Below are 24,547 nucleotides of genomic sequence, written 5' to 3' on the forward strand. Positions count from 1 at the left end.
AAAGAGGAAGTATCGTGGAAGCCCTGCACAAGAAAATTCGCGAAGAAGGCATCGTGCTTTCCGATCAAGTCCTGAAAGTCGACGCCTTTCTGAACCACCAGATCGATCCGCAGTTGATGAAGCTGATCGGCGACGAATTCGCCGCACTGTTCGCAGATTCCGGCATCACCAAGATCGTCACCATCGAAGCCTCGGGCATTGCCCCGGCAATCATGACCGGCCTGAACCTCGGCGTGCCGGTGATTTTCGCCCGCAAGCATCAGTCGCTGACCCTGACCGAAAACCTGCTGTCGGCGACCGTGTACTCGTTCACCAAGCAGACCGAAAGCACCGTGGCCATCTCCCCGCGTCACCTGACCAGCAGCGACCGGGTGTTGATCATCGATGACTTCCTGGCCAATGGTAAGGCCTCGCAAGCGCTGATCTCGATCATCAAACAAGCCGGCGCCACCGTGGCGGGCCTGGGTATCGTGATCGAGAAGTCGTTCCAGGGCGGCCGTGCCGAGCTGGACTCCCAAGGCTACCGCGTCGAATCCCTGGCTCGGGTGAAATCCCTGGCGGGCGGCGTCGTGACCTTTATCGACTGATCCGCCGCACCACACCCCCCTGTGGGAGCGAGCTTGCTCGCGATGAGGCCATAACATTCGACATCAATGTTGGCTGTTACACCGCCATCGCGAGCAAGCTCGCTCCCACAGTTGATCTTTGTCGGTAGTTAACGCGCGGTGGCCTGTAGACCCGCCAGCAGCAACCGCTGGTACAGGTCCTCGCGCAGCCCCTCCGGCTTCTCCAGCTGCATCCGCTCAAGATGAACCGGGTATTGCGACGGCTCCGGCGCATCCAGCGCGGCCTTGCCCAGATCAAGAATCTCGGTGAGCTTGAACTTGCTCTTCAGCCAGTTCAGCGCCCGCAACAGATCCCGCTCCTCAGGGCTGAAATCACTGCCCAATGGATACTCTGGAAACAGCTGCGAATGCCGGGCCTGAATCGCCTGCAAACGCTGTGGGCTGTTGTCGGCGAAACGTGGATCGAGACGAAAGTTCCTGGGCAACTTGCCGACTTTCTGCGCCTGCTCGATCAAACCCTGCTGGAAGCGTGAATCGCTGATATTCAGCAACGCCTCGATCACCGTGGCGTCGGTCTTGCCGCGCAGATCGGCGATACCGTACTCGGTCACTACAATGTCGCGCAGATGCCGCGGGATCGTGCAGTGGCCGTACTCCCAGACAATGTTCGAACTCACCTCGCCGCCAGACTCGCGCCAGCTTCGCAGGATCAGAATCGAGCGCGCGCCCTCCAGCGCGTGCCCTTGGACAACAAAGTTGTATTGCCCACCGACACCGCTGAGTACCCGCCCATCCTCCAGTTGATCCGCCACCCCGGCACCGAGCAGGGTCATGGTGAAGGCGCTATTGATGAAGCGTGCATCCTGGCGCTGCAAACGCTTGAGCTGTTCGTTGCCATACAGCTCATTGATGAAGCTGATGGCGGTCATGTTGAACTCGACCAGCTTGCTCAGCGGCAACTCGCGCAAGCGCTGATAGAAACTGCGTGGCCCAAGGAAGAACCCACCATGCACCGAGATGCCGCCAGACTCGGCCGTTTCATCCAGCAATCCAGCATTTGCCTGCTCTTGCAGCGCGACATCCGGGTAAACCTTGCGTCGCACAACTCCAGCATCGGCCAGAACCAACAGCCCGTTGACGAACATTTCACTGCAACCGTAAAGCCCTTTGGCGAAAGGCTCAACGCCACCTTCACGCTCGATCAGACTCTGCCAATGAGTGACATTGATATCCGCCAACAGCGCTCGATAACCGTCGCTATCCGCCTGCCGCGCCAGCAGTGCGGCGGTCAGCGCATCGCCCATGGAGCCGATACCGATCTGCAAGGTGCCGCCATCGCGCACCAACGTGCTGGCATGCAGGCCGATAAAATGGTCCTGGAAGCCCACGGGCATATTCGGCGTGGAAAACAGCGTGGTGCGGTCCTCCTCGTCGATCAGCAGATCGAAGGTGTCACTGTCGATTTCCCCATGGCCCGGCATGTAGGGCAGGTCGCGGTGAACCTGGCCGAGCATCAGAATGGTTTCACCCGCCGCGCGACGCTTGGCGATCATCGGCAACAAGTCGAGGGTGATGTCCGGGTTGCAGCTCAAGCTCAGGCGATCCAGTTGCAATGGATCACGAGCGACCAGTTGCGCGACAAGGTTCAAACCGGCGGCATTGATGTCCCTTGCAGCATGGCTGTAGTTGCTGCTGACATAGTCCTGTTGAGCAGACAGGCTGTTGAGCAAACTGCCTGGCTGCAGGAAAAACTGCTCAATGCGGATATTGGCTGGCAGGCTGTCGCAATGCAGATCAGCGAGAAAATCCAGCTCTGGATAATCGCCGAATACCTGCTCGACAAAGGGCTCGAGAAAGCGCCGCTGCAAACCGTCGCCCAACGGTGGACGACCAAGACTCAAGGCCGTATAGATTGTCAGCTGCCGCTCGGGCAGCTGCGCAACGCGTTGGTATAGCGCGTTGACGAAAGCATTGGGCTTGCCCAGCCCCAGCGGCAGGCCCAAATGAATATGCACCGGCAAACGCGCGAGCACGTCATCGACCGCATGCTCGATTGAACAGGACTGCACCATCTGACCCTCCCGGACCTTCCTTGAATTGAGGTTAGACCGAGCTTGCAGGGTCTTTGCTGTATTGAATAGCCTCAGGGCCCAAATCTCAGGTACAAAAAAGCCGCTCGCAAGCGGCTTTTTTCCAGAAGATCGGCCTTGTTACAAGCCAGACATCTCCTTGATCGCGCCTTTCAAGTCAGCATCCGAGCAATCTGCGCAGGTACCTTTTGGTGGCATCGCGTTGACACCGGTAATCGCTTTGGCAAGGATACCGTCCAGACCACCTTGATGGTCGGCACGTGCTTTCCAGGCAGCCTTGTCGCCGATTTTCGGCGCGCCCAGCAGGCCGGTGCCATGGCAAGCATTGCAGTGCTTGGCAATGATCTCTTTAGGTGTTTTCGCACCACCGCCGCCAGCCGAAGCTGCGACTTCCATGCCCTTGCACTCTTGACCTTGCACGCAGACCTGGCCGACAGGTTCAAGGCGCTTAGCGATTTCGTCGTTGGTCGCAGCTTGAGCGCTGACTGCCCAAAGGGCCAATACGGTTGCTGGTGCAGCCAGCATTTTCATAATTAGGTTCACGCGTACACCCTCAATGGTGGCTAGTCACGCCCACGGCCACGGTTCGCAGGCGGCGCAAGTATAACGGTTAGCCCGCCACACTGAAACAACCCTAAAGTCGAAGGGGGATTAGTCATGAGGGGGAACTAACCAGGGCGCCGCTGGAAATCCTGCAGGGCGCCTCTGTTCTTAGAAATTCGCGGGTGTGGCTGCGCTGATTAGTCGCGCCGGCGCATCGAACGGATTACGGAAACGGTGCGGCTTGGTGCTTTCGAAATAGTAGCTGTCACCGGCTTCGAGCACGAATGTCTCGAGCCCCACCACCAATTCCAGTCGACCTTCCAGGAGAATCCCGGTCTCCTCACCCTCATGGGTGAGCATTTCGCCGCCGGTATCGGCGCCTGGCGGGTAAATTTCGTTGAGAAAAGCAATCGCCCGGCTCGGATGGGCCCTGCCGACCAGCTTCATGGTCACTGCACCATCGGAAATGTCGATCAGCTCATGAGCTTTGTAGACAATCTGAGTCGGTTTTTCCTGGAGGATTTCTTCGGAAAAGAACTCGACCATGGACATGGGGATACCGCCAAGAACCTTCCTCAGCGAACTGATCGAGGGGCTGACGCTGTTTTTCTCGATCATCGAAATGGTGCTATTGGTGACGCCCGCACGTTTGGCGAGTTCACGCTGGGAAAGACCTTTCAGTTTACGGATGGATTGCAGTCGTTCACCGACGTCCAATGCATTAGCCTCCCAGGATTCAGGTTGTATGGATACTGAGCGTTATCATGGCGACAGCGTTCAGTATTTACAACACTTGGGCCTGAATCCTCTTCAGGAAGGCGACTTCCGGTAGGGCATGCTGCCGTTAGCTCTCGGAATAGAGCAGTGGTACTCGGCGTATATTGCAAAAAATCTGATAAGGAATGGTGCCCGCGGCCATCGCTACGTCGCTGGCCAGGATGTTTTTGCCCCACAACTCGACCGTCGAACCGAGGCCAGCCTGCGGCACATCGGTCAGATCGACGCACAACATGTCCATCGATACCCGCCCGAGCAGTTGACTGCGCTGACCGGCCACCAACACTGGCGTGCCGGTGGGTGCGTGACGCGGATAGCCGTCGGCGTAGCCCATGGCGACCACACCGATACGCATTGGCTTGCGGGTGACGAACTTCCCGCCGTAACCCACCGGCTCGCCGGCTGGCAGCTCACGCACGCTGATCACTTTCGATTCCAGGGTCATCACTGGCTGCAGACGTGCGGCCACCGGGTTGGCTTCTTCGAACGGTGTCGCGCCGTAAAGCATGATGCCTGGACGCACCCAGTCACTGGGAATGCTCGGCCAGCCGAGAACGGCCGGCGAGTTACGCAGGCTGACCTGCGCCGACAATCCCTGGCGAGCCGCTTCGAAAACCGCGACCTGCTCGGCACTGCGGGTGCAATCGAGCTCATCGGCACGGGCAAAGTGGCTCATCAGGACGATCTTCGCCACTTTGCCACTGGCCAAAAGTCGTTGATAGGCCGCCTGATAGTCCGCCGGATGCAGACCGACGCGGTGCATGCCCGAGTCGAGCTTGAGCCAGACGGTCAGCGGCTTGGCCAGGGCAGCCTTTTCGATCGCCTCGAGCTGCCACAGCGAATGCACCACGCACCAGAAATCATGCTCGACGATCAGCGCCAGCTCATCGGCTTCGAAAAAGCCTTCGAGCAACAGCACTGGCGCACGAATGCCCGCTGCGCGCAGTTCCAGCGCTTCTTCGATGCAGGCCACGGCAAAGCCGTCGGCGTCCGCTTCCAAAGCCTGGGCGCAACGCACCGCGCCATGTCCATAAGCATCGGCCTTGATCACGGCGAGAGCCTTGGCTCCCGACACTTCGCGAGCCAGTTGGTAGTTGTGACGCAGAGCTTGAAGATCGATCAGGGCACGGGCAGGACGCATGGCGGCAGCCTTCTAGGCGGTCATGAGGGAAGAAAAAACCGGCGCTGGCTGACAGCGTGAACCACCAACAGCACCGGGAGAGGGATCGTTGTTACTCAAAGCGTTAGTTAAGGCAGAGCGGCCACAACCGACAGCTCAACCAGAATTTCCGGCTCGCACAGTTTGGCTTCAACGGTTGCACGGGCAGGCGCCACGCCTTTTGGCAGCCACTTGTCCCAGACCGCGTTCATACCGGCGAAATCGGCATCAATGTCTTTCAGATAGATCGTCACCGACAGCAAACGACTCTTGTCGGTACCGGCCAGATCCAGCAAACGCTCGATATTGGCGAGAGTTTCACGAGTCTGCTGTTCAATCCCGGCGTTCATATCGTCGCCGACTTGCCCCGCCAGATACAGGGTACTGCCATGAACAACGATCTGGCTCATGCGCTCATTGGTGAACTGGCGCTGGATTGACATGTTTGGCTGACTCCTTGGGATTGTTACCGTAACGAGAAATATCGAGGCCTTCGGCACTGATCTGCGGCGTTTTCTTCGCCATCAGGTCAGCCAGCAAACGACCAGAGCCACAGGCCATGGTCCAGCCGAGCGTACCGTGGCCAGTGTTCAGAAACAGATTACGCAACGGCGTGGCACCGACAATCGGTGTGCCGTCCGGTGTAGTCGGACGCAGGCCGGTCCAGAAACTGGCCTTGGACAAATCACCGCCCTGAGGATAGAGGTCGTTGACGATCATCTCCAGGGTTTCGCGACGACGTGGATTGAGCGACAGGTCAAAACCGGCGATTTCAGCCATGCCGCCGACACGAATGCGGTTATCGAAACGGGTGATCGCGACCTTGTAGGTCTCGTCGAGAATAGTCGACGTCGGGGCCATCGCCGGGTTGGTGATCGGCACGGTCAAGGAGTAACCCTTGAGCGGATATACCGGAGCCTTGATGCCCAGCGGCTTGAGCAACTGCGGCGAGTAGCTGCCGAGCGCCAGCACATAGCGGTCAGCGGTTTCCAGCTTGCCGTCGATCCATACGCCATTGATGCGGTCACCGGCGTAGTCGAGGTGCTGAATGTCCTGACCAAAGCGGAATTCCACGCCCAGTTTCACGGCCATGTCGGCCAGGTGGGTGGTGAACATCTGGCAGTCGCCAGTCTGGTCGTTCGGCAGGCGCAAGGCACCGGCGAGAATGTCGGTGACGTTGGCCAGTGCGGGCTCGACGCGGGCAATGCCAGCGCGGTCGAGCAGTTCAAAAGGTACGCCGGACTCTTTGAGCACCGAGATGTCTTTCGCCGCGCCGTCGAGTTGCGCCTGAGTGCGGAACAATTGAGTAGTCCCCAGGCTACGGCCTTCGTAGGCAATGCCGGTTTCGGCGCGCAGTTCGTCGAGACAGTCACGGCTGTACTCGGACAGGCGAACCATGCGCTCTTTGTTCACCGCATAGCGGCTGGCGGTGCAGTTGCGCAGCATCTGCGCCATCCACAGGTATTGGTCGATGTCGGCGGTGGCCTTGATCGCCAGCGGCGCGTGGCGCTGCAACAACCACTTGATGGCCTTGAGCGGCACGCCCGGCGCAGCCCACGGCGAGGCATATCCCGGCGAGACCTGGCCGGCGTTGGCGAAGCTGGTTTCCATGGCCGCGGCCGGTTGACGGTCGACAACCACCACTTCAAACCCGGCCCGAGCCAGGTAGTAAGCACTGGTGGTACCGATGACGCCGCTACCCAAGACCAGAACGCGCATTTTCATATCCCTCATCGCGGCTTACCGCTGACGTTTGTTGTTTCGAGCATTGATACGCGCAGTGTAAAAAACATTAGCCAGTGCTTTTCACTATATAAGTGCCTATATTTGGCGAGAATTCTCGGCAAAAACCCTTTTCACGGAGGCGCATCCCCTATGCGTACCAACACCCAGACCAAACGTGAGCTGGACAAGATCGACCGTAACATCCTGCGCATCCTGCAGGCGGACGGACGGATTTCCTTCACTGAGCTGGGGGAAAAGGTCGGCCTGTCGACCACACCCTGTACCGAACGGGTACGGCGCCTGGAGCGCGAAGGGATCATCATGGGCTACAACGCCCGGCTCAACCCTCAGCACTTGAAGGCCAACCTGCTGGTGTTCGTCGAGATCAGCCTCGACTACAAATCCGGCGACACCTTCGAGGAATTCCGACGGGCCGTGCTGAAACTCCCTCACGTGCTGGAGTGTCACCTGGTCTCCGGCGACTTCGATTACCTGGTGAAAGCACGAATTTCCGAGATGGCCTCGTACCGCAAGCTATTGGGCGACATTCTGCTCAAGCTGCCCCACGTGCGGGAGTCGAAGAGCTACATCGTGATGGAAGAGGTGAAAGAGAGTTTGAATCTGCCGATTGCGGATTGAGACCGAACCTTGTGGGAGCGGGCTTGCCCGCGAAGAACGATAACGCGGCTTGTCTAAAGCACCGCGTCGGCTTATTCGCGGGCAAGCCCGCTCCCACAAAAGCCTGCTCGCACAAAATATTGCTGTGTTTTCTAGACCAAAACCTGCCGCGTGCTGGCCATGTACTCATGAATCTGCTTTTCCACCCGCGGATGAATCATCTCCACCGGGCGGCGGCCATTGGGGCATGGCAAGGTCGGCGTGGTGCCGAACAGACGGCAGATCAGCGGCCGCTCGTCGTACACGGTGCAGCCGTTGGGGCCCAGGTGTACACAGTTCAACTCGTCCATCGCCGCTTCTTGCTCGGCGGCGGTCTTGCGCGGCAAGCGGGACATCTCTTCGGTCGAAGTGGTGACCGGTCCACAGCAGTCGTGGCAGCCGGGTACACACTCGAACGAGGGGATCTGCTGTCGGAGCGTGCGAATTTTCTGGCTGTTGCAGCTCATCGAAGCGCTTACCAAGAACGTGGATGGATCGGGATTCTGCCTTAAAAGCCGCTTTCCAGACAGCGCCAGCCGACCAGTGTTGCCGCGCCTGAAAGGTCCGGCTTATGCTCGTAAAGTTTTTCAAACACAATAATCAGGATCACGCACATGAACGCCCGTGCTCAACAACCTGTCCCGAGCAACCAGCACACCACTTCTTACTACGCCGCCAGCAGCCTGCCGCAGCCCGACCATCCGCTGCTCACGGGCGAGTTGCAGGCCGACGTCTGTGTGGTCGGTGGCGGTTTCTCAGGCTTGAACACGGCGATCGAACTGGCCGAACGCGGCCTCAGCGTAGTACTGCTGGAAGCCCGCAAAATTGGCTGGGGCGCCAGCGGGCGCAACGGCGGGCAGCTGATTCGTGGTGTCGGTCATGGTCTCGATCAGTTCGCCAACGTGATCGGTACGGACGGCGTGCGTCAGATGAAGCTGATGGGGCTGGAAGCGGTAGAGATCGTCCGCCAGCGGGTCGAACGCTTCCAGATCGCCTGCGACCTGACGTGGGGTTACTGCGATCTGGCGAATAAACCCCGCGATCTTGAAAGGTTCGCCGAGGACGCCGAAGAGCTACGCAGCCTCGGTTATCGCTACGAAACCCGCCTGCTGCAAGCCGATGAAATGCACAGCGTGGTCGGCTCCGACCGCTATGTCGGCGGCCTGATCGATAGGGGCTCGGGACATCTGCATCCGTTGAATCTCGCCTTGGGCGAAGCCGTCGTCGCACAGCAACTGGGCGTGAAGCTGTTCGAGCAATCGGCTGTCACCCGCATCGAATACGGCACTGAAGTTCGTGTTCACACCGCGCAGGGTTCGGTCCGGGCCAAGACATTAGTGCTGGCCTGCAACGCCTACCTCAACGAACTCAATCCGCAACTCAGCGGCAAAGTGCTGCCGGCCGGTAGCTATATCATCGCCACCGAACCCTTGAGCGAAGCCCAGGCCCATGCGTTGCTGCCACAGAACATGGCGGTCTGCGATCAACGGGTAGCGCTGGACTACTACCGTCTCTCGGCCGATCGGCGTTTGCTGTTCGGCGGCGCTTGTCACTATTCCGGGCGCGACCCGCAGGACATCGCCGGTTACATGCGGCCGAAAATGCTGGAAGTGTTCCCGCAACTGGCCGAGGTGAAGATCGATTATCAATGGGGCGGGATGATCGGCATCGGCGCCAATCGCTTGCCGCAGATCGGGCGGCTCAGGGACCAGCCGAATGTGTATTACGCCCAGGCCTACTCGGGTCATGGCGTGAACACCACGCACCTGGCCGGCAAACTGCTGGCCGAAGCCATCAGCGGCCAGCAAAGCGGTGGCTTCGATCTGTTCGCCAAGGTTCCGCACATCACCTTCCCCGGCGGCAAACATTTGCGTTCGCCGTTGCTGGCGTTGGGGATGTTGTGGCATCGGCTGAAGGAGTTGGTCTGAAAGACTTTCGGCGACCGTGCCGTCGCCTTCGCGGGCAAGCCCGCTCCCACAAGGGATCATCTGTGAACACACCTCTTGTGAACAACAGAGATCAAATGTGGGAGCGGGCTTGCCCGCGAATGGATCGCAAGAACACCACAGCACTCAAATCCGCCAGAAGGGTTTGAGTCCCTCCTCCCGCGCCTGCTCCCGGCTCAAACCGATGTCGCGCAGTTGCTCGGTCGTCAGATCGAGCAAGGCTTTGCGGGTGCGCAGGCGATGCCAGAACAGACCCCAATGGCTCAGACCGGACGGGGCGTTGCGCGTAATCGCCGCACTTGACCCTTTCTCCTGCCCTGCCACTAGCTCCTGACTCTGTAACGCGAGCCGCACATCGCTCAAGCCGTTCATTTTTCTGCTCCTGTTTACTTGGGTAGCCATGAGCAGACATGATGCGCAGACATGCAAAACCATTACAGATTCAAAACATTTGTATTATTTCCATACAGAACTTTCAATTGCAGCACTGAATCCTGTATTTTTGCTCCATCTGTACTGGTTATCAGAATCGATCCCACCGAGGCACTGTCATGACCCTTTACGTCAATCTCGCCGAATTGCTCGGCACGCGTATCGAACAAGGCTTCTATCGCCCGGGTGATCGGTTGCCTTCGGTGCGGGCGTTGAGTGTCGAGCACGGGGTCAGCTTGAGCACTGTGCAGCAGGCGTATCGGATGCTGGAAGACAGTGGTCTGGCCACGCCCAAGCCGAAATCCGGCTACTTCGTCCCGGTCGGACGCGAGCTGCCAGAGCTGCCGGCGATCGGCCGCCCCGCCCAGCGACCGGTGGAGATTTCCCAGTGGGATCAGGTGCTCGAACTGATCCGCGCCGTACCGCGCAAGGATGTCATACAGATGGGTCGCGGTATGCCGGACGTGACCACACCCACCCTGAAACCGCTGCTACGCGGCCTGGCCCGGATCAGCCGTCGGCAAGACATGCCTGGTCTGTATTACGACAACATCTACGGCACCCTGGAGTTGCGTGAACAGCTCTCCCGATTGCTGCTCGACTCCGGCTGCCAGCTAAGCGCCAATGAACTGGTGATCACCACCGGCTGCCATGAGGCGCTGTCCACCAGCATTCGGGCTACCTGTGAGCAAGGCGACATCGTCGCCGTGGACTCACCGAGCTTTCACGGCGCCATGCAAACCCTCAAGGGCCTGGGCATGAAAGCCCTGGAAATCCCGACCGATCCGCTCACCGGGATCAGCCTCGAGGCCCTTGAGCTGGCATTGGAGCAATGGCCGATCAAGGCCATACAGTTGACCCCCAACTGCAACAACCCATTGGGTTACATCATGCCGGAATCGCGCAAGCGGGCCTTGCTGACCCTGGCCCAGCGCTACGATGTGGCGATCATCGAGGACGATGTGTATGGCGAACTGGCCTACACCTACCCGCGCCCCCGGACCATCAAGTCTTTCGATGAAGATGGTCGCGTCCTGCTTTGCAGCTCATTCTCGAAAACCCTCGCGCCGGGCCTGCGTATCGGCTGGGTAGCACCGGGGCGTTACCTGGAGCGGGTGCTGCACATGAAATACATCAGCACCGGTTCGACCGCGCCGCAGCCACAGATCGCCATCGCCGAATTCCTCAAGGCCGGGCATTTCGAGCCGCATTTGCGGCGCATGCGCACGCAGTACCAGCGCAACCGCGATGTGATGATCGACTGGGTCAGCCGTTATTTCCCCGCCGGCACCCGCGCCAGCCGCCCGCAAGGCAGCTTCATGCTGTGGATCGAACTGCCCGACGGCTTCGATACCCTGAAACTGAATCGCGTATTGCTCGAACAAGGCGTACAGATCGCCGTCGGCAGTATCTTTTCGGCCTCGGGCAAATACCGCAATTGCCTGCGGATGAACTACGCCGCCAAGCCGACGGCACAGATTGAAGAGGCGGTACGCAAGGTCGGGGCTGCGGCGAGCAAATTGCTGGCCGAAACCGATAGCGCCATCGACTGATATTTAACGGGCCTGGGCTCACCTCAATGCCAGTCAACTAACAGAAATCTATGGCCGGACGATCAACTGTGGCGAGGGAGCTTGCTCCCGCCGGCCGGTCCGCGCTCGGGCGCAGCAGTCGCAAAACCTGTGAATGCCGTATGCCTGACGAAATGTGATTGCAGGTTTTAGGGCCGCTGCGCGCCCCAGCGGGAGCAAGCTCCCTCGCCACTACGCAGTCCGCACAGCGCCAAACGCCCCTTGGCGCGACACAAGAATCACCAGGCCGAAAGCCCCGGCCGCCATCAGCAACGGCAAGGCATGTCCGCTGATCCATTGGCTACCCGCCCCTGCCGCCAACGGCCCGATCAGGCAACCGATGCCCCACAACTGCGCGACATGGGCGTTGGCGCGGACCAGCGCATCATCGCGATAGCGCTCGCCGATCAGAATCAGCGACAGGGTAAACAACCCGCCGGCACTGGCACCGAACAGCACCCACAGCGGCCAGATCAGCAAGGTGTCGATCAGCAGCGGAATCGCCAGACTCGACAGCAGCAAGGCCATTGCACAACCAGTAAACAGCGTACGGCGGGACAATCGATCCGCCAGCGCGCCAATCGGCAGCTGCAACAAGGCATCACCGACCACCACAGTGCTGACCATCGCCAAAGCAATTTCTGCGGTGAAACCCTGGCGCAGGCAATAGATCGGCAGCAAGGTCAGGATCATCGCCTCGAACGCGGCGAACAGCGCCACCGCCCAGGCAATCGCCGGCAAACCACGGCAAAAGCCCGACAAGTCGCTCAAGGTCACATTGAACGCCTCGCTGGTTGGCGCCCCACTGCGTCCCAGCAGCAGGAACGGCGAGACCACCAGCAATCCGACGCCGACCCAGAAGCCATAATCACTTTCGGTTCCCAGAGCGCCCAGCAGCAACGGCCCGGACAGTTGGCTCAAGGCATAACTGCTGCCATACAGCGCCACCAACCGTCCACGCCATTGCTCCACGACCAGCTGGTTGATCCAGCTTTCGCCAAGGATGAAAGCGATGGTCAGGATGACCCCGATCATCAGGCGCAGCACCAGCCAGACCGGGTAGTTCGGCAACAGCGCCAACAGGCCGATGGAGATCGCTCCGGCCCATAGGCACAAGCGCATCAAGGCCGCCGTACCGAAATGCGCCGCCAGGCGACTGGAGATCCTCGCGCCGAGTAACACTCCCATCGCCGGCATCGCCGCCATCACACCAATGGCGAACGAACCATAGCCCCAGCTTTCCAGCCGCAACGACACCAGCGGCATGCTGACGCCCAGCGCCAGACCGACACTCAGGACAGACGCCAATACGGCGAAATAAGTCGCCCAACGCATTTCCACGCTCCTGTGGATTGTTGTTTTCAGGAAGCTGATGCAACACAGCCGGGCTTCCTTGAGGAAGCCCGGCTGCGAGATGGATCCTGGACCGAGTGCGCTCTCTTCGCGGGCAAGCCCGCTCCCACAAGATGTTCGCATTCCTTGTGGGAGCGGCGGTGCGGCGATCCGACTTGCCCGCGATAAACGATGACCCGGTCTAATCCATTACAACTTGATCCAGGTCGCCTTCAGCTCGGTGTACTTGTCGAACGCGTGCAACGACTTGTCGCGACCGTTGCCCGATTGCTTGAAGCCACCAAAGGGTGCGGTCATATCGCCGCCATCGTACTGGTTGATCCAGACGCTACCGGCACGCAGGGCTTTGGCCGTCAGGTGAGCCTTGGAAATGTTGGACGTCCACACTGCTGCGGCCAGGCCATAGGGCGTGTCGTTGGCAATTTGAATGGCTTCCTCCACGGTGTCGAAAGCAATGACCGAAAGCACCGGGCCAAAGATTTCTTCCTGAGCGATTTTCATCGCGTTGCTGACGCCGTCAAAAATCGTCGGCTCAACATAGGTGCCACCGGTTTCCTCCAGGATGCGCTTGCCGCCGGCCACCAATCTGGCGCCGCCGGTATGACCGGCTTCAATGTACGACAGCACGGTGTTCATCTGCTGCGTATCCACCAGCGCACCGACGTTGGTCGCCGGGTCCAACGGATTGCCGGGCTTCCAGCCTTTGAGGGCTTCGATCACCAATGGCAGGAAGCGGTCCTTGATCGAACGCTCGACCAGCAGGCGCGAACCGGCGGTGCAGACTTCGCCCTGGTTGAAAGCGATGGCACCGGCCGCGGCCTCGGCGGCGGCTTGCAGGTCTGGCGCATCGGCGAACACGATGTTCGGGCTCTTGCCACCGGCTTCGAGCCAGACGCGCTTCATGTTCGATTCGCCGGAGTAAACCAGCAATTGCTTGGCGGTCCTGGTCGAACCGGTGAATACCAGTGTGTCGACGTCCATGTGCAAGGCCAAAGCCTTGCCGACGGTATGGCCGTAGCCAGGCAACACGTTCAACACACCGGCCGGGATGCCGGCTTCAACGGCCAGAGCAGCAATACGGATGGCGGTCAGCGGCGACTTTTCGGACGGTTTGAGAATTATCGAGTTACCGGTGGACAACGCCGGGCCGAGTTTCCAGCAGGCCATCATCAACGGGAAGTTCCACGGCACGATGGCAGCGACAACGCCGACCGGCTCACGGGTCACCAGACCCAGCTGATCATGCGGCGTGGCAGCGACTTCGTCGTAGATCTTGTCGATGGCTTCGCCGCTCCAGCTCAGCGCTTGCGCTGCGCCCGGAACATCGATGCCCAGGGAATCGCTGATCGGCTTGCCCATATCGAGGGTTTCAAGCAGCGCCAGCTCTTCGGCGTGCTTTTTCAGCAGGCCGGCGAAACGAATCATGGTGGATTTGCGTTTGCTCGGCGCCAGACGCGACCAGACACCAGAATTGAAGGTGGTGCGGGCATTTTCTACTGCGCGCTGGGCGTCGGCTGCGTCACAGCTGGCGATCTTGCCCAGCAGACGGCCATCGACCGGGCTGATGCACTCGAACGTCTCGCTGGAGACCGCATTGGTGTACTCGCCATTGATAAAGGCACGGCCTTCGATCTTCAGATCGCGGGCGCGCTGTTCCCAGTCGGCATGAGTCAGGGTGGTCATACGAGTGTCCTCCTCTTATTGAATACTAGCGCCACGCGCTCTGCGCAGGCACCCTCAAGAATTCTGCCCAGCCAGCCTTCACATCGGCCCAAGGCATCTGCCACCCTAAACCAGCGGCGCCTCTAGTTTCAATATATTTGACACAAGGCCGTCAAACGGCCTTGCGATGTTCATTTTAATAAACATAGACTTTGGACTTTCCAGCCACTCGCGCCGCAATCATGGGGGATAAAAGAATGAGCATCCTGGACATCGTCGACTTCAGCCAGGCCAATACCAAGGCGGAACACTATCGCCCGATCCAGGAAAAAGTCCTCAAGGGCGACCCCGAGCAAACCCTCTACAACCACTACAACAGCCCTTGCGGCCAGATGAGTGCAGGCGTGTGGGAAGGTGCCGCGGGTCAGTGGCTGGTGAACTACACCGAACACGAATACTGCGAAATCGTGCAGGGCGTTTCGGTGTTACGCGACAGCGAAGGCAACGCCAAGACTCTGCGCACCGGTGATCGCTTCGTCATCCCGGCTGGCTTCAGAGGCACTTGGGAGGTGCTGGAGCCCTGCCGCAAAATCTACGTGGCGTTTGAACAGAAGGCCTGAATCACAGGCACAAAAAAACCCGCCGGAAGGCGGGTTTTTTCGTCAGAAGCAAAACCAATTACTTGATTTTGGCTTCTTTGTAGATCACGTGCTTGCGAACCCGCGGATCGAATTTTTTGATTTCGATTTTATCCGGAGTGGTGCGCTTGTTCTTATCAGTGGTGTAGAAGTGGCCAGTACCGGCACTCGACACCAAACGGATCAATTCACGCATGATTCTCTCCCTTAGACCTTAGCGCCATTGCGGCGAATTTCGAGAAGCACGACATCAATGCCACGCTTGTCGATGATACGCATGCCTTTGGCAGATACGCGCAGACGCACAAAACGCTTCTCGGACTCGACCCAGAAGCGGTGATGCTGCAGGTTCGGCAGGAAACGACGACGGGTTTTGTTGTTTGCGTGGGAAATGTTATTCCCAGTCACCGGACCCTTACCGGTAACTTGACATACTCTCGACATGCCTCAGCCCTCTAAAACCACATGCCCAACCCGGCATGGGTTGGCCGCTTAATCTCTCAGTCATTTGGCGCCAGGCGCCGCGTTTCTTTAAGGGTCTTACCGGCTACACCTACAAGCGAAGGAACCGGGCCCCTAGAAAAGAGCGCTGCTTTATACCAGAAAGACCCCATAGCAACAACAGGCGATGTGATCTGCCTTTCGTAAAGTCCCGGTTTTCTTGCTCCGGGCGCCCTAACCAAAGGCTAACGCAGACAGTTACCGCTCGTCGCCGAGCTTGAGCTTTGTTGCCACAACACCCGACTCACCCACGAAGGTTAGCCGTGAATTGTCCCGCTCAAACGCTGGAGAACGACATGATATCCCGAAATAACGGCTCTGGCTTTGTCAGAAAAGCCGCTCATTTGGCAATTTACCGCTTAATAAACGGCAATCTGCAAAATTGGATAGTCATTTTCAAAAGAGACTACTAGGGTAAACCATTTCCAGACTGCACTCGCAGATGGGCCTTCGATCTGCAAAGGAAACTGAATATGCGCCTCGCTGCCCTACCGCTACTGCTCGCTCCCCTTCTGAGCCCGCTGGCCCATGCCGCCGCCCTGAGCGTCTGCACCGAGGCCAGCCCGGAAGGTTTCGACGTGGTGCAATACAACTCGCTGACCACCACCAGTGCGTCTGCCGACGTGCTGATGAACCGCTTGGTGGACTTCGATACCGCCAGCGGCAAAGTGGTACCCAGTCTCGCTGACAGCTGGGAAGTCTCCACGGACGGCCTGACCTATGTCTTCAAACTGCATCCGCAGGTGAAATTCCATCACACCGATTACTTCAGCCCGAACCGCGACCTGACCGCAGAAGATGTGAAGTTCAGCTTCGAGCGGATGCTTGACCCGGCCAACCCATGGCATCAAATCGCCCAGAGCGGCTTCCCGCATGCGCAATCGATGCAATTGCCGGCCCTGATCAAAAAAATCGACGCGCTCGACCCGTTGACCGTTCGCTTCACCCTCGACCATCCGGACTCGACCTTCCTCGCAACCCTGAGCATGGGCTTCGCGTCGATCTATTCGGCTGAATACGCCGACCAGCTGCTCAAGGCCGGAACCCCGGAAAAACTCAACAGCCAGCCGATCGGTAGCGGCCCGTTCATTTTCGGGCGTTTCCAGAAGGACGCGTCGATTCGCTACAAGGCCAACCGCGACTACTTCGGCGGCAAGCCTTCGGTGGACTCTCTGGTATTCGCTATCACACCAGACGCAAACGTGCGCCTGCAAAAACTGCGACGCAACGAGTGCCAGATTGCCCTTTCGCCGAAACCGCTGGATGTGCTGGCAGTCAGCAAGGAGCCGACGCTGAAAGTCGAGAAAACCCCGGCTTTCATGACCGCTTTCGTCGCCATCAACAGTCAACATCCGCCGCTGGACAAACCTGAAGTACGCCAGGCCATCAACCTCGCCTTTGATAAAAACAGCTACCTGAAAGCCGTCTTCGAAGATACTGCCGAACCCGCCAGCGGCCCTTACCCGCCCACTACCTGGAGCTATGCCAAGGAGCTGCCGGGCTACGCCCATGACATCGTTAAAGCGCGACAATTGCTGGCCACGGCCGGTCTTAAGGACGGTTTCAAGACCACCATCTGGACCCGCCCATCGGGCAGCCTGCTCAACCCGAACCCAAGCCTTGGTGCCCAACTGTTGCAGGCTGATCTGGCCGAAATCGGCATTCAGGCCGAGATTCGGGTCATCGAATGGGGTGAGCTGATCCGCCGCGCGAAAGCCGGCGAGCACGACCTGCTGTTCATGGGCTGGTCTGGTGATAACGGTGATCCGGATAACTTCCTCACGCCGCAGTTCTCGTGCGCAGCGGTGAAGTCCGGGACCAATTTCGCCCGCTACTGCGACCAAGGCCTGGACAAGCTGATCAGCGCCGGTAAAACCACCAGCGAGCAAGGTGTGCGCAGCAAGCTGTACCAACAGGCTCAGGCGCAAATCCAGCAACAGGCGCTCTGGCTGCCACTGGCGCACCCGACCGCCTTCGCCCTGACGCGCAAGGAGGTGCAGGGCTACCAGGTCAGCCCGTTCGGTCGCCAGGACTTTTCAAAGGTCAGCATCAAGCCCTGAGCCCTCGTACGGCTACATCCAGCCGTACTCGGACATCGACAAGGGGTCGCCTTCACCGATGATGAAATGGTCGAGCACCCTCACATCGATCAGATCCAGCGCCTTTTGAAGGCGCTTGGTCAGCACACGATCCGCCTGACTCGGCTCGGCAACGCCCGAAGGGTGGTTGTGACACAGGATCAGCGCCGCTGCGTTGTGCGCCAGCGCACGCTTGATGACCTGGCGAGGATAGACACTGGTGGTGTCGATCGAGCCTCTGAACAGCGCCTCGAACGCCAGCACACGATTCTTGGCATCCAGAAACAGACAGCCAAACACTTCATGCGGCTCATGGCGCAACAGCGCTTTAAGGTAGTCACGTACCACTAACGGACTGTCCAGCACCGAGTCTCGCCGCAACCTCTCGGCCAAGTGACGCCGGGCCATCTCCAGTACCGCCTGCAATTGAGCGAATTTCGCCGGCCCCAACCCCAACTGACGGCTGAAGGTCAGCTGATCCGCCTCCATCAGTGCCCGCAGACTGCCGAATTGATGCAGCAGGTGTCGCGCAAGGTCGACGGCACTTTTACCGCTCACGCCGGTTCGTAGAAAGATCGCCAGCAACTCGGCGTCGGAAAGACTCGCCGAACCTTGATCAAGAAGTTTCTCCCGCGGGCGTTCTGCCGCAGGCCAGTCGCGAATGCTCATAGCACCTCCATGTGTAAGTGGGCGCCGCTGTTCCGTTGCGGTCGCTGTGCTATCTTAGCCCATCTTTTTTGCATGCAATTTCACCTGGCAACGTAGTCATCACTGAACTGAAAGGCAGGCCTATGCAGCGGCTGTATCGGAAACGCATTGTTCTCGGCGTCGGCGGCGGCATCGCCGCCTATAAGAGCGCCGAACTGGTTCGCCGACTCCTCGACCAGGGCGCGGAAGTGCGCGTGGTCATGACCCGTGGCGGCAGCGAGTTCATCACCCCGCTGACCATGCAAGCCCTGTCCGGGCACCCGGTCCATATGGATTTGCTCGATCCGGCGGCTGAAGCTGCGATGGGCCATATCGAGCTGGCGAAGTGGGCCGATCTGGTATTGATCGCCCCCGCTACCGCAGACCTTATCGCCCGCCTGGCCCAAGGCATCGCCGATGACCTGCTCACCACTCTGGTGTTGGCCACCGACGCCACCGTTGCCATCGCCCCGGCCATGAACCAGGCCATGTGGCGCGACCCGGCGACCCAAGCCAACACCCAATTGCTCGAAAGCCGCGGCCTGCGGGTGTTCGGCCCGGCCTCCGGGAGCCAGGCCTGTGGCGATGTCGGCATGGGCCGCATGCTCGAAGCCGATGACCTCGCGCTCTGCGCCGCAGACTGCTTCCAGCGCCAGTCGCTGACCGGCAAACACGTGCTGATCACTGCCGGCCCGACCCAGGAAAACATCGACCCGGTGCGCTACATCACCAACCACAGCTCCGGGAAAATGGGCTTCGCGCTGGCGGAAGCGGCTGTCGAAGCCGGCGCTCGCGTGACCTTGATCACCGGCCCGGTGCACTTGCCGACCCCGGATCGGGTGACGCGAATCGACGTGGTCAGCGCTCGGGACATGCTCGCCGCCTGCGAAGCCGCGATCCCCTGTGACCTATTCATCGCCTCCGCAGCGGTTGCTGACTACCGCCCCGAAGTCGTCGCCCCACAGAAACTCAAGAAAGACCCTACGAACGGCGACGGCTTGTTGCTACAGATGGTGCGCAACCCAGACATTCTGGCCACCATCGCCACCCGTCCCGATCGTCCGTTCAGTGTCGGTTTCGCTGCCGAAACCGAACACCTGCTCGACTACGCTGCCCGCAAGTTGAAAGACAAGAACCTCGATTTGATCGTCGCCAACGACGTCGCCAACCCGAGCATTGGCTTCAACAGCGAAGAAAACGCCTGCAGCGTGATTGACCGGGAGTTGCATGCCACCCTTTTCGCCCAGACCAGCAAGAGCAAGATTGCCCGCCAGCTGATCACTTTTATCGCCGAACGTCTGAATCAGGTTTAATTTACATGCACGCTTTGCAAGCCAAAATCCTCGACCCACGTATTGGTACCGAATTTCCGCTGCCGCAGTACGCCACGCCAGGCTCCGCCGGCCTCGACCTGCGCGCCATGCTGGAACAAGACACTGTCATCAAGCCGGGCGAAACCCTGCTGATCCCTACCGGCCTGTCGGTGTACATCGGCGATCCGGGTTTGGCGGCGCTGATTCTGCCGCGCTCGGGCCTGGGCCATAAGCACGGCATCGTGCTCGGCAATCTGGTCGGTCTGATCGACTCCGATTACCAGGGCCCGCTGATGGTGTCGTGCTGGAACCGTGGCCAGGCCGATTTCAACATCGTGGTTGGCGAACGCCTGGCCCAGTTGGTACTGGTGCCCGTGGTTCAAGCGCACTTCGAGCTGGTCGAAGAATTCGACGAAAGCCAGCGCGGCGTCGGCGGTTTCGGACACACCGGCAGTCACTGATATGCACCCTGTGGCGAGCGAGCGAGCTTGCTCGCGCTGGGCTGCGTAGCGGCCCCACGATTCTGGCAACTTGCCGAATTTGTGAGTGCTGCGCACTCAAGCGGGAGCAAGCTCCCTCGCCACAAATTGCGCAGACCTCATGTGGAACCTTTACCGCCGGAAATCAAGGCATTGACCGGCCATTCGGTCGCGGACTCTGGTGACATGGCCTTTGCACACCACGAACTCTCTGCCGAAAACACCGTCATACCCTTCAGTTTGAACCTGTCGACGAGTTTTTCGCAGGCAGGTCCAGCCACTTTCGAGATGGAGCATTCTTACAGATGAGCACCCCAGCCCAAGTCGCACCGAAGTTCCCCGACAGCATTTTCCGCGCCTACGACATTCGCGGCACTGTCCCGGAAACCCTGACCGCTGAAACCGCTTACTGGATCGGTCGCGCTATCGGCTCCCAGAGCCTGGCCCAGGACGAACCCAACGTTTCCGTCGGCCGCGACGGTCGCCTGTCCGGTCCGGAGTTGGTGGAACAACTGATCCAGGGCCTGGCCGACAGCGGTTGCCACGTCAGCGATGTCGGCCTGGTGCCAACGCCTGCGCTGTATTACGCCGCCAACGTACTGGCCGGCAAATCCGGCGTGATGCTTACCGGTAGCCACAACCCGTCGAACTACAATGGCTTCAAGATTGTCATTGCCGGCGACACCCTGGCGAACGAACAGATCCAGGCCCTGCACGAACGCCTCAAGACCAACGACCTGAGCAGCGGCAAGGGCAGCATCACCAAGGTCGAGATCCTCGATCGCTACAACACCGAAATCGTCCAGGACATCAAACTGGCTCGCCGCCTGAAAGTGGTGGTCGATTGCGGTAACGGCGCTGCCGGCGTGATCGCCCCGCAACTGATCGAAGCCCTGAACTGCGAAGTCATCCCGCTGTTCTGCGAAGTCGATGGCAACTTCCCGAACCACCACCCGGATCCGGGCAAGCCTGAAAACCTCGTCGACCTGATCGCCAAGGTCAAGGAAACCAACGCCGACCTGGGCCTGGCCTTCGACGGCGACGGCGACCGTGTTGGGGTTGTGACCAACACCGGCAGCATCGTCTTCCCGGACCGCCTGCTGATGCTGTTCGCCCGCGACGTCGTGGCGCGCAACCCGGATGCGGAAATCATCTTCGACGTCAAATGCACCCGGCGCCTGACCCCGTTGATCAAGGAATACGGGGGTCGTCCGCTCATGTGGAAGACCGGTCATTCGTTGATCAAAAAGAAAATGAAGCAAACTGGCGCCCTGTTGGCCGGTGAAATGAGCGGGCATATCTTCTTCAAGGAACGCTGGTTCGGTTTTGACGACGGCATTTACAGCGCCGCGCGGCTGCTGGAGATCCTCAGCAAGGAAAAATTCACCGCGGAAGAGCTGTTCGCGACCTTCCCGAACGATATTTCTACGCCGGAAATCAATATCCATGTGACCGAAGAGAGCAAATTCAGCATCATTGATGCATTGCACGACGCGCAGTGGGGCGAAGGCGCCGACCTGACCACCATTGACGGCGTGCGAGTCGACTATGCCGAAGGCTGGGGCCTGGTTCGCGCGTCCAACACCACACCGGTGCTGGTGCTGCGTTTCGAGGCCGATACCGAGGCCGAACTGCAGCGCATCAAGGACGTGTTCCACGCCCAACTGAAACGTGTTGCCCCTGATCTTCAACTACCGTTCTGATTTGTTCCACTGGAGCCCCGCATGACCCTCGAACGCGATGCCGCCGCCAATACCGCCAAGGTCCTCTCCGAAGCGCTGCCTTATATTCGCCGTTACGTCGGCAAGACGCTGGTGATCAAATATGGCGGTAACGCTATGGAAAGCGAGGAGCTGAAAACCGGCTTTGCTCGCGATATCGTGCTGATGAAGGCCGTGGGCATCAACCCGGTGGTCGTTCACGGCGGCGGTCCGCAGATCGGTGATCTGCTCAAGCGGCTGTCGATCGAGAGTCATTTCGTCGATGGTATGCGCGTCACCGATGCGCAAACCATGGACGTCGTGGAAATGGTCCTCGGGGGCCAGGTGAACAAAGACATCGTCAACCTGATCAACCGTCACGGCGGCAGCGCCATCGGCCTGACCGGCAAGGACGCCGAGCTGATTCGCGCGAAAAAGCTCACGGTCACCCGTCAGACGCCAGAAATGACCACCCCGGAAATCATCGATATCGGCCATGTAGGCGAAGTGGTCGGGATCAATACCGACTTGCTGAACCTGCTGGTCAAAGGTGATTTCATCCCGGTCATCGCACCTATCGGTGTCGGCGCCGATGGCGAGTCGTACAATATCAACGCCGATCTGGTGGCGGGCAAGGTAGCTGAGGCCCTCAAAGCCGAGAAGCTGATGCTGCTGACCAACATTGCCGGTCTGATGGACAAGTCCGGCAAAGTCCTGACCGGTCTGACTACCCAGCAGGTCGACGAACTGATCGCTGACGGCACCATCTACGGCGGCATGCTGCCAAAGATCCGTTGCGCACTGGAAGCGGTGCAAGGCGGCGTGACCACCTCGCACATCATCGACGGTCGCGTACCCAACGCAGTATTGCTGGAAATCTTCACCGATACCGGCGTGGGCACACTGATCAGCAATCGCAAGCGCCACTAAGCAACGCATACAAAAAGACCCCGCTCAGCCTGGCTGAGCGGGGTCTTTTTTTGTCCACCGAGCTCCTGTGGGAGCGAGCCTGCTCGCGATAGCGGCTTAACAGTCAATGATGATGTTGAATGTTATGGCCTCATCGCGAGCAAGCTCGCTCCCACAGGTTTTTCACAAGACCATCAGACGCCGAATTGTGCGCGATAGGCTTCCACGGCAGGCAAATGCTGCTTGAGCTGCGGATCATCCGCCAGGAATTCGAGCACCTGGTTCAGCGAAACAATGCTGATCACCGGAATGCCGAAGTCACGCTCCACTTCCTGGATGGCCGACAATTCACCGTTGCCACGCTCCTGACGGTTCAGGGCGATCAGCACGCCGGCGGCTTTGGCTCCATCCTGGGAAGCAATGATCTGCATCACTTCACGGATGGCGGTGCCTGCGGTGATCACGTCGTCAATGATCAGCACGTCGCCGGTCAATGGCGCGCCGACCAGGCTACCGCCTTCGCCGTGGGCCTTGGCTTCCTTGCGGTTGAAGCACCATGGCAGATCACGGCCATGATGTTCGGCCAGCGCCACGGCGGTGGTCGCCGCCAAAGGAATGCCTTTGTAGGCCGGACCGAACAGTACATCGAAGGAAATGCCGCTTTCGACGATGGCCGCAGCGTAAAAACGCCCGAGCTGAGCCAGGGCCGAACCGCTGTTGAACAGGCCGGCATTGAAGAAGTAAGGACTGGTGCGCCCGGACTTCAGGGTGAACTCACCGAAGCGCAAAACGCCGCGATCGATGGCAAAACGAATGAAATCGCGCTGATACGCCTGCATGAAAAAAGCCCCAATATCACGGATTTAGCTAATTAGGTAGACCTCGGGTATCATACCCGCACGCGATTTTTGGGGCCACTTATGCGGATCATCAGTGTGAACGTCAATGGTATTCAGGCTGCAGTCGAGCGTGGTTTGCTCAGTTGGCTGCAAGCACAGAATGCCGACGTCATCTGCTTGCAGGACACCCGCGCCTCCGCCTTTGAACTGGACGACCCAGCCTTCCAACTGGATGGCTACTTCCTTTATGCCTGCGATGCCGAAGTCCCCGCCCAAGGTGGCGTGGCTTTGTATTCGCGGCTGCAACCGAAGGCTGTCATCAGCGGTCTCGGTTTCGAGACGGCAGACCGCTACGGGCGCTACCTGCAAGCCGATTTCGACAAGGTCAGCATCGCGACCTTGCTGCTTCCATCAGGGCAGAACGGCGATGAAGACTTGAACCAGAAGTTCAAGCTTATGGACGACTTCGCTCGCTACCTGGATAAACAGCGGCGCAAACGTCGCGAGTACATTTATTGTGGCTCGCTCTACGTGGCGCAACAGAAGCTGGATATCAAAAACTGGCGCGACAGCCAGCAAACTCCGGGCTTCCTGGCGCCTGAACGGGCCTGGATGGATGAGATTGTCGGCAATATGGGTTATGTCGATGCCCTGCGTGAAGTCAGCCGTGAAGGCGATCAGTACAGCTGGTGGCCGGACAACGAACAGGCCGAAATGCTCAACCTGGGCTGGCGTTTCGATTACCAACTGCTGACCCCGGGCCTGCGTCGTTTCGTGCGTAGCGCACGCCTGCCACGTCAGCCACGCTTCTCGCAGCATGCACCATTGATTGTGGATTACGACTGGACGCTGACCATCTAAGCGTCTTAGCCACAAAAAAGCCGACAGCGATGTCGGCTTTTTTGTGTGTGCTGAAATCTAA

24 protein-coding genes and 1 pseudogene are annotated in these 24,547 nt (G+C 59.3%); 11 read left to right on the forward strand and 14 right to left on the reverse strand.

Translation table 11 applies throughout. The features are described from left to right. Window positions 1-14: 14 nt before the first annotated feature. On the forward strand, window positions 15-587 hold the full coding sequence (locus tag AC3I0A_RS26460; protein WP_489375450.1) for a xanthine phosphoribosyltransferase: 573 nt from the start codon (window positions 15-17) through the stop codon (window positions 585-587). A gap of 128 nt (window positions 588-715) precedes the next feature. Here the strand turns inward: AC3I0A_RS26460 and AC3I0A_RS26465 are convergent, their stop codons facing one another. The 6 genes from AC3I0A_RS26465 to dadA form a co-directional block, all read right to left on the reverse strand. Continuing rightward, the gene (locus AC3I0A_RS26465) at window positions 716-2,638 is read right to left on the reverse strand and encodes an acetyl-CoA hydrolase/transferase C-terminal domain-containing protein (protein WP_489375451.1); all 1,923 of its coding nucleotides are present in this window, start codon (window positions 2,636-2,638) and stop codon (window positions 716-718) included. Between the two features lie 138 nt (window positions 2,639-2,776). Further along, window positions 2,777-3,187, reverse strand: coding sequence for a c-type cytochrome (locus AC3I0A_RS26470; RefSeq protein ID WP_489378607.1), 411 nt, complete (start codon window positions 3,185-3,187; stop codon window positions 2,777-2,779). 180 nt (window positions 3,188-3,367) lie between these two features. Further along, window positions 3,368-3,916 (reverse strand): cupin domain-containing protein, encoded by a 549-nt coding sequence (locus AC3I0A_RS26475; protein WP_150640739.1) that lies wholly within the window; start codon window positions 3,914-3,916, stop codon window positions 3,368-3,370. A gap of 127 nt (window positions 3,917-4,043) precedes the next feature. Continuing rightward, a complete protein-coding gene (alr, locus tag AC3I0A_RS26480) occupies window positions 4,044-5,117 on the reverse strand; it encodes an alanine racemase (protein WP_489375452.1) in 1,074 nt (357 codons plus the stop codon). A 107-nt stretch (window positions 5,118-5,224) separates the two neighbouring features. Further along, a complete protein-coding gene (locus AC3I0A_RS26485) occupies window positions 5,225-5,578 on the reverse strand; it encodes a RidA family protein (RefSeq protein WP_489375453.1) in 354 nt (117 codons plus the stop codon). Beyond that, window positions 5,550-6,854, reverse strand: coding sequence for a D-amino acid dehydrogenase (dadA, locus tag AC3I0A_RS26490; protein ID WP_489375454.1), 1,305 nt, complete (start codon window positions 6,852-6,854; stop codon window positions 5,550-5,552). Before dadA ends, AC3I0A_RS26485 begins: the two co-directional genes overlap by 29 nt. A gap of 156 nt (window positions 6,855-7,010) precedes the next feature. Between dadA and AC3I0A_RS26495 the strand changes: the two genes are divergently transcribed. Then, window positions 7,011-7,499 carry an Lrp/AsnC ligand binding domain-containing protein gene (locus AC3I0A_RS26495; protein ID WP_489375455.1) on the forward strand — a complete coding sequence of 163 codons (489 nt, stop codon included), beginning with the start codon at window positions 7,011-7,013 and terminating at the stop codon, window positions 7,497-7,499. A 131-nt stretch (window positions 7,500-7,630) separates the two neighbouring features. Here the strand turns inward: AC3I0A_RS26495 and AC3I0A_RS26500 are convergent, their stop codons facing one another. Next, window positions 7,631-7,984 (reverse strand): YkgJ family cysteine cluster protein, encoded by a 354-nt coding sequence (locus AC3I0A_RS26500; RefSeq protein WP_419113957.1) that lies wholly within the window; start codon window positions 7,982-7,984, stop codon window positions 7,631-7,633. 147 nt (window positions 7,985-8,131) lie between these two features. Between AC3I0A_RS26500 and AC3I0A_RS26505 the strand changes: the two genes are divergently transcribed. Next, complete coding sequence (locus AC3I0A_RS26505) at window positions 8,132-9,445, forward strand: NAD(P)/FAD-dependent oxidoreductase (RefSeq protein WP_489375456.1); 1,314 nt, start codon at window positions 8,132-8,134, stop codon at window positions 9,443-9,445. Window positions 9,446-9,589: 144 nt separating this feature from the next. Here the strand turns inward: AC3I0A_RS26505 and AC3I0A_RS26510 are convergent, their stop codons facing one another. After that, window positions 9,590-9,835, reverse strand: a complete 246-nt coding sequence (locus AC3I0A_RS26510) for a DUF1127 domain-containing protein (protein ID WP_489375457.1) — start codon at window positions 9,833-9,835, stop codon at window positions 9,590-9,592. Window positions 9,836-10,014: 179 nt separating this feature from the next. Here AC3I0A_RS26510 and AC3I0A_RS26515 point away from each other — a divergent pair, with 179 nt between their 5' ends. Further along, complete coding sequence (locus tag AC3I0A_RS26515; RefSeq protein WP_489375458.1) at window positions 10,015-11,448, forward strand: aminotransferase-like domain-containing protein; 1,434 nt, start codon at window positions 10,015-10,017, stop codon at window positions 11,446-11,448. A 210-nt stretch (window positions 11,449-11,658) separates the two neighbouring features. Here the strand turns inward: AC3I0A_RS26515 and AC3I0A_RS26520 are convergent, their stop codons facing one another. Then, the gene (locus tag AC3I0A_RS26520) at window positions 11,659-12,801 is read right to left on the reverse strand and encodes an MFS transporter (protein WP_489375459.1); all 1,143 of its coding nucleotides are present in this window, start codon (window positions 12,799-12,801) and stop codon (window positions 11,659-11,661) included. Window positions 12,802-13,008: 207 nt separating this feature from the next. Continuing rightward, on the reverse strand, window positions 13,009-14,502 hold the full coding sequence (locus tag AC3I0A_RS26525; protein ID WP_489375460.1) for an aldehyde dehydrogenase: 1,494 nt from the start codon (window positions 14,500-14,502) through the stop codon (window positions 13,009-13,011). Window positions 14,503-14,738: 236 nt separating this feature from the next. On the opposite strand from AC3I0A_RS26525, the gene AC3I0A_RS26530 reads away from it, so the two are divergent. After that, window positions 14,739-15,101 (forward strand): cupin domain-containing protein, encoded by a 363-nt coding sequence (locus AC3I0A_RS26530; RefSeq protein ID WP_489375461.1) that lies wholly within the window; start codon window positions 14,739-14,741, stop codon window positions 15,099-15,101. 58 nt (window positions 15,102-15,159) lie between these two features. On the opposite strand, the gene rpmG is transcribed toward AC3I0A_RS26530, so the two are convergent. Beyond that, window positions 15,160-15,315, reverse strand: coding sequence for a 50S ribosomal protein L33 (rpmG, locus tag AC3I0A_RS26535; protein ID WP_003437824.1), 156 nt, complete (start codon window positions 15,313-15,315; stop codon window positions 15,160-15,162). Between the two features lie 11 nt (window positions 15,316-15,326). After that, the gene (gene rpmB / locus AC3I0A_RS26540) at window positions 15,327-15,563 is read right to left on the reverse strand and encodes a 50S ribosomal protein L28 (protein WP_163944889.1); all 237 of its coding nucleotides are present in this window, start codon (window positions 15,561-15,563) and stop codon (window positions 15,327-15,329) included. Between the two features lie 530 nt (window positions 15,564-16,093). On the opposite strand from rpmB, the gene AC3I0A_RS26545 reads away from it, so the two are divergent. Beyond that, a complete protein-coding gene (locus AC3I0A_RS26545; protein ID WP_489375462.1) occupies window positions 16,094-17,680 on the forward strand; it encodes an ABC transporter substrate-binding protein in 1,587 nt (528 codons plus the stop codon). Window positions 17,681-17,692: 12 nt separating this feature from the next. Here AC3I0A_RS26545 and radC read toward each other — a convergent pair whose 3' ends face one another. Continuing rightward, window positions 17,693-18,367, reverse strand: coding sequence for a RadC family protein (gene radC, locus AC3I0A_RS26550; protein WP_489375463.1), 675 nt, complete (start codon window positions 18,365-18,367; stop codon window positions 17,693-17,695). Window positions 18,368-18,489: 122 nt separating this feature from the next. Between radC and coaBC the strand changes: the two genes are divergently transcribed. From coaBC to argB, 4 genes and pseudogenes are all read left to right on the forward strand, one after another. After that, window positions 18,490-19,698 (forward strand): bifunctional phosphopantothenoylcysteine decarboxylase/phosphopantothenate--cysteine ligase CoaBC, encoded by a 1,209-nt coding sequence (gene coaBC / locus AC3I0A_RS26555; RefSeq protein WP_489375464.1) that lies wholly within the window; start codon window positions 18,490-18,492, stop codon window positions 19,696-19,698. A gap of 5 nt (window positions 19,699-19,703) precedes the next feature. After that, window positions 19,704-20,159, forward strand: a complete 456-nt coding sequence (dut, locus tag AC3I0A_RS26560; protein ID WP_489375465.1) for a dUTP diphosphatase — start codon at window positions 19,704-19,706, stop codon at window positions 20,157-20,159. A gap of 344 nt (window positions 20,160-20,503) precedes the next feature. Further along, window positions 20,504-21,880: pseudogene (locus tag AC3I0A_RS26565) on the forward strand (phosphomannomutase/phosphoglucomutase); the annotation flags it as partial. 21 nt (window positions 21,881-21,901) lie between these two features. Continuing rightward, window positions 21,902-22,807 carry an acetylglutamate kinase gene (argB, locus tag AC3I0A_RS26570; RefSeq protein WP_489375466.1) on the forward strand — a complete coding sequence of 302 codons (906 nt, stop codon included), beginning with the start codon at window positions 21,902-21,904 and terminating at the stop codon, window positions 22,805-22,807. A 173-nt stretch (window positions 22,808-22,980) separates the two neighbouring features. Here argB and pyrE read toward each other — a convergent pair whose 3' ends face one another. Beyond that, on the reverse strand, window positions 22,981-23,625 hold the full coding sequence (pyrE, locus tag AC3I0A_RS26575) for an orotate phosphoribosyltransferase (RefSeq protein WP_007894680.1): 645 nt from the start codon (window positions 23,623-23,625) through the stop codon (window positions 22,981-22,983). A gap of 81 nt (window positions 23,626-23,706) precedes the next feature. Between pyrE and crc the strand changes: the two genes are divergently transcribed. Next, window positions 23,707-24,486, forward strand: coding sequence for a catabolite repression control protein Crc (gene crc, locus AC3I0A_RS26580; RefSeq protein ID WP_489375467.1), 780 nt, complete (start codon window positions 23,707-23,709; stop codon window positions 24,484-24,486). The last annotated feature ends 61 nt before the right edge of the window (window positions 24,487-24,547 follow it).

It is taken from the genome of Pseudomonas sp. KH_024_B2 (genome assembly GCF_057839965.1).